The sequence below is a fragment of the Candidatus Cryosericum odellii genome, from assembly GCF_003570935.1.
GTDB lineage: Bacteria > Caldisericota > Caldisericia > Cryosericales > Cryosericaceae > Cryosericum > Cryosericum odellii.
The window spans coordinates 1-10,186 of record NZ_QXIU01000116.1 but is presented as its reverse complement, the minus strand read 5'-3'; the positions used below and the strand labels follow the sequence as shown (position 1 = coordinate 10,186).

Annotated in this window: 9 protein-coding genes; all 9 read left to right on the top strand. The window is 56.3% G+C overall.

Features of this window, described 5'->3' with window-relative positions:
- On the top strand, positions 1-455 hold a 455-nt coding region (locus SMC5_RS10695; RefSeq protein ID WP_207799076.1), incomplete at its 5' end, for an O-antigen ligase family protein.
- Entirely contained in the window at positions 452-1,597 is a 1,146-nt protein-coding gene (locus SMC5_RS04875) for a glycosyltransferase (RefSeq protein ID WP_119119830.1), read from the top strand. The genes SMC5_RS10695 and SMC5_RS04875, both read left to right, overlap by 4 nt.
- 14 nt (positions 1,598-1,611) lie before the next feature.
- Positions 1,612-2,916, top strand: a complete 1,305-nt coding sequence (locus SMC5_RS04870) for a nucleotide sugar dehydrogenase (RefSeq protein WP_165848980.1) — start codon at positions 1,612-1,614, stop codon at positions 2,914-2,916.
- 23 nt (positions 2,917-2,939) lie between these two features.
- A complete protein-coding gene (locus tag SMC5_RS04865) occupies positions 2,940-4,406 on the top strand; it encodes a WecB/TagA/CpsF family glycosyltransferase (RefSeq protein WP_119119828.1) in 1,467 nt (488 codons plus the stop codon).
- Positions 4,407-5,459: a polysaccharide pyruvyl transferase family protein gene (locus tag SMC5_RS04860; RefSeq protein WP_119119827.1), complete on the top strand. Its 1,053-nt coding sequence runs from the start codon at positions 4,407-4,409 to the stop codon at positions 5,457-5,459. It begins immediately after the preceding gene.
- 206 nt (positions 5,460-5,665) lie between these two features.
- Complete coding sequence (locus SMC5_RS04855; protein WP_165848979.1) at positions 5,666-6,130, top strand: ComF family protein; 465 nt, start codon at positions 5,666-5,668, stop codon at positions 6,128-6,130.
- A gap of 36 nt (positions 6,131-6,166) precedes the next feature.
- Complete coding sequence (gene hpf, locus SMC5_RS04850) at positions 6,167-6,703, top strand: ribosome hibernation-promoting factor, HPF/YfiA family (protein WP_165846199.1); 537 nt, start codon at positions 6,167-6,169, stop codon at positions 6,701-6,703.
- 197 nt (positions 6,704-6,900) lie between these two features.
- A complete protein-coding gene (secA, locus tag SMC5_RS04845) occupies positions 6,901-9,486 on the top strand; it encodes a preprotein translocase subunit SecA (RefSeq protein WP_119119824.1) in 2,586 nt (861 codons plus the stop codon).
- Positions 9,473-10,186 (top strand): PCRF domain-containing protein (locus tag SMC5_RS04840; RefSeq protein WP_119119832.1); only part of this gene is annotated, 714 nt, incomplete at its 3' end. The genes secA and SMC5_RS04840, both read left to right, overlap by 14 nt.

Here is a 10,186-nt window from a genome sequence, read left to right as displayed (position 1 = left end):
TTGTGCCCACATTCCGCCTTCGCATGACAACTCTGCTCAGCTCCGCGTACATCACCAAGAGCAATACCCTGGGGCGCCTCTTCCGCTGGAAGGAAGCCTTTCTTAACCTCCAGGAGCATCCACTGTTTGGTAGTGGCCTGGGTACTTTTGGCGGTTCTGCCGGCCAGAAATATGGATTCTTCACCGGCATTTCAATGGATTCTGTCTGGATCCGTGTTCTCACCGAAACCGGGATTCTTGGCTTTTTCACGTTTGTGGCGTGGCTGACCAGCGGGTTCGCTGAAGTTTTCGGCCATTTCCTCAAAACGAAAGACAGACTCTGGCTCTTTGTCTCAATTGGATTACTTGCACTTCTTGCCAACCTCTTTACGGATAACCTTCTCGACTCGTGGGCAATAGCACTTCTGATGTGGAGTCTTTTCGCCCTCGGCGCCATTCCCGAGGGAGACGAGTGAAGGCACTTGTCCTCAGCACCAACAACTATCGCTCGTTCCCCAGCCGAAAACAGCGCTTTGCTCGAAGGCTGGTTGAACGAGGCTATGACGTTCTCTACGTCGAGGCTCCAGTAACCTGGTTGGCATTAGCCCGTCCGAAGCAGTTGTGGAAGTTGAATGCCTGGCGGTCTGGTACGCACGAGCAGGGAGAACACATGTGGACCGCGTCGCCCACGCCGTGGCTTCCGTTCTTCAAGAAGTATGAACGTATGGCAGACCACGACTCACTCACCTACTACCGCTACTTGCAGAGTCTTGCTGGCGACTGGACGGCCGAACCCGGCATCGTCCTGACGTATTTGCCGTTTGTCCCGAAAACTCTTCGATTGCTTGGCGCTCCGGTCGTGTACGATTGCGTCGACGACCACAGCGCATATCCTGGGCTCCTCGACAAGGCTACTGTCGACCGCCTCGAGGCCCGGACTGCCGACATTGCGTCTGCTGTGATTGCAACCAATGAAACCATTGCCACCAAGTTCCTGTCGCACGAAGACAAGCTGAGTCTGATCCAGAATGGCGTGGACCACGAACTGTTTGCTGCGCCCGCCATGGCGTGGCTCGACACATTGACCACCCTGCCGAGGCAACACAAATTCCTGTATGTCGGAGCAATGCGCGAATGGTTCGATGTGCAAGCGCTTGGCGCCGTTGCTGCTGCGTATCCAGACTGCGTGATCGACTGCTTCGGCGAGGCCTTACCGCTCGTTCGTAGTGAACTGGCTATCCATACTAACATCGTCTTCAAGGGAACGTTTTCCCAAGCTGCGATCGCGCAGGAAGCCCCCCACTACGACGTCGCGCTCATCCCCTTCCGTGAATCGCTGCTGACTTTGGGCGTCGACCCACTGAAGTTCTATGAATACGTTGCAGCTGGACTGCCTGTGGTCTCGTCGACAATCCACGCCCTTGGGGCATTCGGCAACGACCTCGTGCGACTTGCATCCACTCCGCAGGAGTTTATTTCGGCAGTGCAAAACACGATCGATGCAGATTCACTCGAGTTGCGCCGTTACCGCGTGCAGTCATCCCGACGTTTTGACTGGTCGTTCCGGATTGCCGAATTCGACCGCGTGCTTGACACGTTGATACCCCACCAGTCCTGAATATGGAGGAAAAGATGGAAAGAAAGCTTGCAATTGTCGGTCTTGGCTATGTCGGCCTGCCTCTTGCGCTCACCTATGCGCTCGATGGATTCCAGGTCTCCGGGGTCGATATCGATCCACGTCGCATCGAGTCGATCAAGTCGTCTTCGCTCGGTATGCGCGAGGACTTCGACGGCGTACCAGTCAATGACGTCCTCCGAACGTGTCTTGCAAACGGCAGCCTGAACGTCACCAGCAGGTTCGACGAACTCCCAAAGGACGTGGCGACCTTCATTATTACGGTTGGCATCCCTATCGACCATGCATGGGCTCTGGACATGAGCATGCTCACGAGTGCCTGTGCGGAGCTCGGCAAGCTGCTCAAGAAAGGGGATCTCGTCATCTGTCGGTCCACAGTACCTGTCGGCACGACTCGTGGCCTCGTTCTGTCGACGCTGGAGCGTGCAAGCGGACTCGTAGCAGGTACCGACTTTGACCTCGCGTATTCGTCGGAGCGGATAGCTGAAGGACACGCATATGACGAGTTCCGCAACATGCCACTGGTCGTCGGGGGCATCAACGGGAGGAGTCTCGACCGCGCGACCCAGGTGCTTGGAGCGGTCAACCGCGAGCCCGTCTTCAAAGCGTCCTCCATCGAACTTGTTGAGGCGGCGAAGATGTTCGAGAATGCTCAGCGGGACGTCAACATCGCGATCGCCGACCAGCTGGCACGTTTCGCGAATCACTTCGACATACCCACGTGGGAATTGATCGAAGCCTGCAACACGCACTCGAGAGTCAAAATTCTCATGCCTGGTATCGGCGTCGGGGGGCACTGCATCCCGTACGCCTCACCCTATCTGTTCGGTTCGCTCTCAAGCCAGAACGAATGCAATGACTTGCTGCCCACCTTCGCCTCCGCGCGTCAGGCGAACGCCGCTCAACCTGATTACATTGCCGAGCGCATGTCCAGGAGGATGGGCGGACTCGATGGCAAGCATGTGCTATTTGTCGGCATCGCGATGAAGGACTACTCGGACGACGTCACGGTGAGTCCGGCCGTCGACCTTGCGAGGGCACTTGCGAAGGCGGGAGCCGAAGTACATGTTCTCGATAGCGTCGCTGAGGCGCCCAGAGAATTCGGACGCGAGATCGACATCGATGCGGGCTGTTTGTGGGCAGACGCAGTCGTCCTGCCCATCCGGCAGGGCAACGTGGACTATGAGCGCGTCAAGAAACTCGTTGTGGCAGCGGCTGGCCGCGTGACTCTGTGCGACTTCAGGGGCGTGTTCGAACATGACGCCGACGTCCTCCAGCAACTCTGGTACGTTCGTCTGTAGAACGCAGACGCGTCGACCAGACCATGGGTGAACGAGTCCACGTCGCCGGTATTCCGGTTGACAACCTGGACATGGACGAAACTCTCGCGGTCGTTGAGAGTTTCGTCGCATCTCGCACCCCACACATGGGGGTGGCCATCAACCCTGAGAAGGTCATCAAGGCCAAACAGGACAAGGCTCTCGAGAAGATCCTGCGCAACAGCGACCTGAATTTCTGCGATGGCATTGGAATCATCTGGGCTTCCCGAGTGTTTTATCACGCGCACATCAAGTCCCGGGTGACAGGGGTCGAACTGTTCTTGCGGCTGCTTGAGCTGGCAGATACCCGTGGATGGCGTCTTTTTCTTCTTGGATCGCGTCCGGAAATTCTATCCGGAGTTGTGACAATCGTGAAGGAGAGGTATCCCGGCCTCGTCGTAGCGGGTTCACACGACGGATACTTCACTGCTGAGGACGAACCCGGCTTGGTTGCGGAGATCGTCGCTGCCAGGGCAGACATCATGTTTGTCGGCATGGGCAGTCCCAAGCAGGAAAAATTCCTTGCCGGCAACCTTTTCGCGATGGATGTCCCGTTTGCCATGGGTGTGGGAGGAAGCTACAACGTCTTGTCGGGCGAGTTCAAACGTGCACCTGCCCGTGTCCAGAGACTCGGTCTTGAGTGGTTGTACCGGTTCGTGCTTGATCCCAAGCGACTGCCTCGCATCCTTTCACTTCCGCGGTTCGTGGGTATTGTGCTGCGGTCACCTCGGGAACATGTCGACAACGTCGACTTCTTTGGCATTTCTATCAGCAACAGGGATATTGATGAGCTTCTCGAGATAGCCGACGGTTTCGTGAGAAGCGGAGTGCCCCATCTCATCGTCACGCTGAATGGCGAGATGGCAGCTCGTGCGTTCAGGGACGCCGAATTTCTCGAGATTGTCCAGCAAGCGGATCTGGTCGTTGCTGATGGCGTCGGCATCGTATGGGGAACACGTATGCTGGGCCCGCGCATCGAGAACCGCATACCCGGCATCGAGTTCTCGGGTTCTCTGCTGGCGCTCGCCGAGCATAAGGGCTACCGCGTGTACTTCCTCGGTGCAAAGCCGGATATCGTCGAGCGGGCCGCCTCCAACATCATGACCCATTATCCGGGTCTTCATGTCGTCGGTTTCCATTCCGGCTATTTTGACGCAGCAGAAGAAGTGCACATGATCCAGGAAATCCGGGCAGCACACGCCGACATTCTCCTGGTCGGCATGGGTGGAGGAGCCCAGGAAAAGTGGATCTGGCACCACCGCGACATGGGTATCCCTATCGCAATCGGCGTAGGCGGCACATTCGATGTCTGGAGCGGACTTGTCCGCCGAGCGCCGCGATTCGTTCAGAAGACCGGCACGGAGTGGTTGTATAGACTGGTCGTCCAACCAAGCCGCGTACGGCGCGTAGGGAGTATCTTCTACTTCATGTTCCGCGTGCTTGCGCATCGTCGGACAGCGTCCAGGAGCTAGATGACCCGAATCCTTGTCCTGGGCTACTATGGTTTTGGTAATTTTGGCGACGAGCTCATTCTGTCGGCTGTACAGGATGAATTGACGAGTATCGAGTGCGAGGCAGTGTTCGTAGTCAATGAACCGGGCCAGTATACGAGCCCCGTCTGCCCGCGACACACGCTCGTCGACCGACATAACCTGGCAGCGATGAGAGCAGCCCTCAGGACGTGCGACTATGTGATGCTGGGTGGAGGAGGGCTGATCCAGGACGTTACCAGCTGGCGAAGTAGTCTGTACTATCTGGGAATTCCCCTGCTGGCCGCGCTAAACAAGAAGGGGATCCTCTCCTACGCACAGGGTATTGGTCCCGTCAGGCGGCCATGGATCCGGCGTCTTATGAGGACCGTGTTTGGCCGTATGTCCCTGATAGATGTGCGTGACGATGCTTCGCGAGACTCCCTGCTCGCTAGCGGGATTCGAACGCAGGATATCTGCGTGTCGTCCGATGTTGGGCTTGCCTATCTCGTCGCGCTACGTGGTGCAGCTCTCGTGGTGACTCATCGTGCGTCCCGGATTGTTGCCTGTGTCAACGAACGGTTCGGGTGGACACCCGAGGAAACAGCTTCGTTTCTCGACTGCCTGGGGTCCCAATCATCTGCCCAGCTGGACCTGGTCGTACTCTTTCCATCGACAGATCTGGCATTCACACGAGCGGTCCAGAACCGCCTGCTCACGCCGTCACAACTCATTATCTCGCCTCAGCCATTGGCCCTGCTGGATCTCTGCAGTTCTGCCAGTTTGACGGTTGCGGGCCGATACCATATGGCTACCGCGGCGGTCGCTGCGCGGTCTCCCCTGGTAGCGCTCGCGTACGACCCAAAGATCTCCCAGTTGGCCGACTATTGTGGCTTCGATGCCTTCCTGCCAGGAAACTCGCCGCAACAGGCTGCTCAGGCCGTTCGCACCAAAAGCATTTCACCGGTGATCGAAGAGTCCATTGAGCGAATCGGCCAGACCAGAACGGACCGCATCGCCCGGTTGAAGACCGTTCTGGAGCGCCGGAACCCGTGAATGTTCTGTCAGTTCTTCGTCAGGTCCTCGCCGACAAAGCCTGTTTTCTCTGTGGCGAGGAATCGGACCTTCCTATCTGTCCCGGGTGCGCTTCTTCATTCCGACCATGCGACCCAGGGTGGAGTGACAGCCATCTCGCTGCCGGCCATGTATCGGGTTTCTCGGCGTACTGGTATGAAGGAACATTGCGACAGGCCATATTGCAGATGAAGGTACAAGGTGAGTATCAGTTGGCCGGACAGCTTTCCGGCATGTTGGCAAGCCTCGCAAAAAGTCTTCCACTCGGAGATCGACCGGTTTTTGTCCCCATTCCGCGGTTCGGCGCTCGGGGTGAGACAGAATATCGTCACTTTCCCCACATTGCAGTCAACATGCTCTCCAAGGGTTTCAACGGCGACTCTGGCAGTGGCCTTTTGTTGAAGACCCATCGCACGCCCCTGCAGACACAGTTGTCGGATATTGAACGCCTGAAGAATCTCGATAGCGTATTCGAACTCTCACCCACAGCAGTCGACCAGTTATGCGGCAGGACGGTCGTCATCGTCGACGACGTCCTCACAACAGGAGCTACTGTCTGTGCCGCCATGAACGTTATCCTGCAAGCATGTCCACATCAATGTCTGTACTTGACCCTCGCTCGTAGTCGGGCTACAATACGGTCAGGCTTATGAAGGCAAGAGCCTAATCTGATGCAACGGGAGGCACACATGAAGATAGAACATAAATCCAAGACGCTTGAGATCCCTCCGCGCATTCTTGCCTATCTCAACGAAAAGGTAAGTCGGTTTGACAAGTTCTTTCGCAAGGAACTCACACTCGGTGCCAACCTAAACCTCTTGCGAGGTAAATATACATGCGAACTCACGCTTGAGGTTTCTGGCCGCATCATCAAGGCTTCAGGACAGGGACCGGACATGGAGGGTTCTATTGACGCTGCATGCGACAAGCTCGATGTGCAGATCCGCAAGTTCCACACCCGGGTCTTCCGGAGGGACTTCAAGGCGGTTGCCGAGCTCAAGGGACTGTTCCAGTCTGAAGTACCGGTAGGGGATGTTGAGGAATCTCCTGAGGGCATCGTCAAACGCAAGGAATTTGAGGTGCTTCCGATGTCTGAAGAAGAGGCGATCCTCCAGATCGAGATGCTGGGGCACCAGTTCTTCGTCTATCGGGATGGCTTGTCCAACAAGGTCTGTGTCTTGTACAAACGTACCAATGGGGGCTACGGTCTGATTGAAATCGACTGACCAGACGACGCCCCCGATTGTTGCGACGATACTAGCGACTATCGTTTCAGCTTTGGCGTTGCGGTCTAATAAGCAACGCCAAAGCTGTCTTGTGTTGCTGCTTGCGCAGAAGGGCTGAATCCCATGACAATCCAGCAAACCAGCCCGGTGTCTGTGTCGCAAAGTCCAGTAGTTCATTCCGTGGAGGTACCTCTCTGATGGGACTGTTCAGTTCGTTTTCCCCAGCTGCTCGCAAACTCAAAACATACCAAGCCATAGTTCCACAAATCCTTGAACTCCAGCCGGCGTTGGTCGTGCTCGACGATGAGGGTTTGAAGACTTATGGAGCCGAGCTCAGAAAGCGGGCTGCGGCAGGCGCCACCGAGACCGAGCTGTTGCCTGAAACCTTCGCGCTGGTAAGAGAAACGGCCCGCCGTCTTATAGGGCTGGAGCCCTTCCCCGAACAGCTCCTTGGAGGTATCGCGCTCTACTTTGGCAATATCGCGGAGATGAAGACCGGCGAAGGGAAGACGCTCGTGGCCACCTGTCCCCTGTACCTCAACGCCGTTATGGGTCATCGAGGGCACCTTGTTACCGTCAACGATTACCTGGCCAAGCGTGATCGGGCCTGGATGGGGCCTGTCTATGAGTTCCTTGGCATGTCGGTCGGCCTCCTTCAGAACGACAGCTCTCCGGAAGAGCGTGCTGCTGCATACGCAGCCGACATCACCTATGGCACAAATAACGAGTTCGGCTTCGACTACCTCCGAGATCACATGGCCGGTTCAGAAGACGGCATGTTCCAAAAGGGAGCTCTCGACTTTGCCATCGTCGACGAGGTCGACAACATCTTCATCGATGAGGCTCGGACAGCTCTTATCATCGCGGGCCCCGGTGGTGACTCGGACATGCCATACTACGAGGCTGCTACATTCGTCAAGCGGCTGAAGGGAACGGTTCGCTCCGAGATGGCCGCTGGTGACAATGAGACACCAGCCGGCTCCGACTACGTCTACGACGAGAAGCACAAGACAATCGATCCGGCCGAGGATCTGCTGGCCCGTTTTGCTCGTGCTGCCAAGATTCCCGAAGACAAGTTGCTGAAGGAGCAGGCCACCTATGGCAAGATTCTTCGCAACGCCATCAGAGCACAGGTCTTCTTCAGGAAGGACAGCGAGTACATCATCAAGGACACGGAAGTCATCATTGTCGATGAGTTCACAGGTCGACTCATGTATGGACGTCGCTACTCTGAAGGGTTGCACCAGGCCATCGAGGCAAAGGAAGGGCTCAAGGTCCGCGAGGAGAGCCAGACGCTGGCAACAATCACGATCCAGAACTTTTTCAAGATGTATCACAAGCTGTCCGGGATGACAGGAACGGCGCTCACAGAAGCAGACGAGTTCAAGGAAATCTACGGACTTGATGTCCTCGAGATACCCACACACCGTCCAGTGGGGCGCCAGGATGCGGACGATGAAGTCTACCGCTCCGAGCGCGGCAAACTGGACGCGATCCTCCGCGAGATCCAGGCGCGGCATGAGAAAGGACAACCCGTCCTTGTGGGTACGCGTTCTGTCGAGAAATCGGAAGCATTGAGCCATGAGCTGAAGAAGCTCGGCATCAAGCATCAGGTTCTCAATGCCAAGTATCACGAAAAGGAAGCTGAGATCATCGCCCAGGCGGGTCGCAAAGGCTCGGTCACTATTGCCACCAACATGGCGGGCAGAGGTGTCGATATTCTGCTCGGCGGCAATCCCACTGCTCTTGCTCACGCCGCTGCTATTGTTCGTACCAAAGCTGACCCCAAGAAACAGCCGGAACAGTACGCGGAACAGTACGCGGAACAGTACGCCAAGCTCTTTGCAGAGTACAGTGAGTCGTGGCCAAAGGAACATGACGATGTCGTCAGCGTTGGAGGCCTGTTTATCCTTGGCACCGAGCGTCATGAGTCGCGCCGCATCGACAACCAGCTTCGGGGACGGTCTGGCCGGCAAGGGGATCCTGGTGAGTCCAAGTTCTTCCTCTCGGCAGAAGACGACATCCTGCGCATCTTCGGTGGCGATCGTATTCAACGTATCTTCGAAATGATGAAGGTCGAGGAGTCGATGCCCGTGAATCATCCCCTCCTCTCAAAAACAATCGAGATGTCCCAGAAGAAGGTTGAATCCTACAACTTCGATGCGCGCAAGAGCCTCCTTGACTACGACAACGTGCTCAACAAGCAGCGTGAGGTCATCTACGCGGAACGTGACAAGGTTCTTGCGGGGGTCGACCTTACAGACGAGGTACACGAGTTCATCAACGAACAGGCGCAAACGACAGCGCAGCAAGTCGTCCAAGCACAACGAGCCGATGAGTCTGATCTTGGCAAAGTCTACAATGACTTAGTTCTGGATGCCTTTGGCAGGCCCGTGGCCATGACACTCGAAGAGTTGACCGACCTTGTTGAACACCGTGACGCTGAACAGGCTCTCACCACCACGATTCAGGACCGTGCGGAGGCCATTTACCGCGAGAAGTACAACAGGTACGGAGAGAACGTCATGCACCAGATCGAGCACTACTTTTTCTTACACACCATCGACAGTGCATGGAGGGATCATCTTCTTCAGATGGACGACCTCAAGGACGGCATCGGCCTGCGTGCTTATGGCCAGCAGGACCCAGTCATTGCCTATCAAAAGGAAGGGTATGATCTCTTCAATGAGCTGATGGACCAGATAAAGCACGATGTGACAAGAGCGTTGTTCACGTTCGAGCTGCAACCCCCAAAACCAGAGAAGAAACATGATCGATCTTGAACCACTGCGCAGGCGTGTTTCAGAGTGTGAGTCACGCGTATCCGGACTTTATCAGCCTGGCTGGCTGACGAGCCAGCAAGCGCGGCTGGAAGAGCTGCGAGCCAGGACAAGTGCTGCCGGCTTCTGGAATGACCAGACGAGCGCAGCAGAGATCATGGGTAGTATCGCACGCATCGAGGCAGACGTTGCTTCCCAGCAGAAAGCAGTGTCTGAGCTGGACAATGCTCGAACTGCCATTGAACTCCTTGTCGGGATGCCGGACCCCGAACTGGAGCGGGAAGCTGTTGGCAGCATTGAACAGCTCGAGCATGACCTGCAGATTCTTGAGACAACGGCCTACTTTAGCGGTCCCTATGATGCGTCCAATGCTATCTTGTCACTCTCGAGCGGAGCGGGTGGCACGGATGCGCAGGATTGGACCGAAATGCTTATGCGTATGTATACCCGTTATGCCGAGCGACAGGGGTTTGAGGTGCTCGTGACGGACTACATGCAGGGAGAGGAAGCAGGCATCAAGGGTTGCACGCTCGTCATCAGGGGACCCTACGCCTATGGTCTTCTGATGCACGAAAAAGGGGTACATCGCCTGGTCCGCATCAGTCCTTTCGATGCGAACAAACGTCGCCATACGTCGTTTGCAGCGGCAGACGTCATCCCGGAAATCCCAGAAACCAACGCGGACGCCGACATCCCCGAAGGT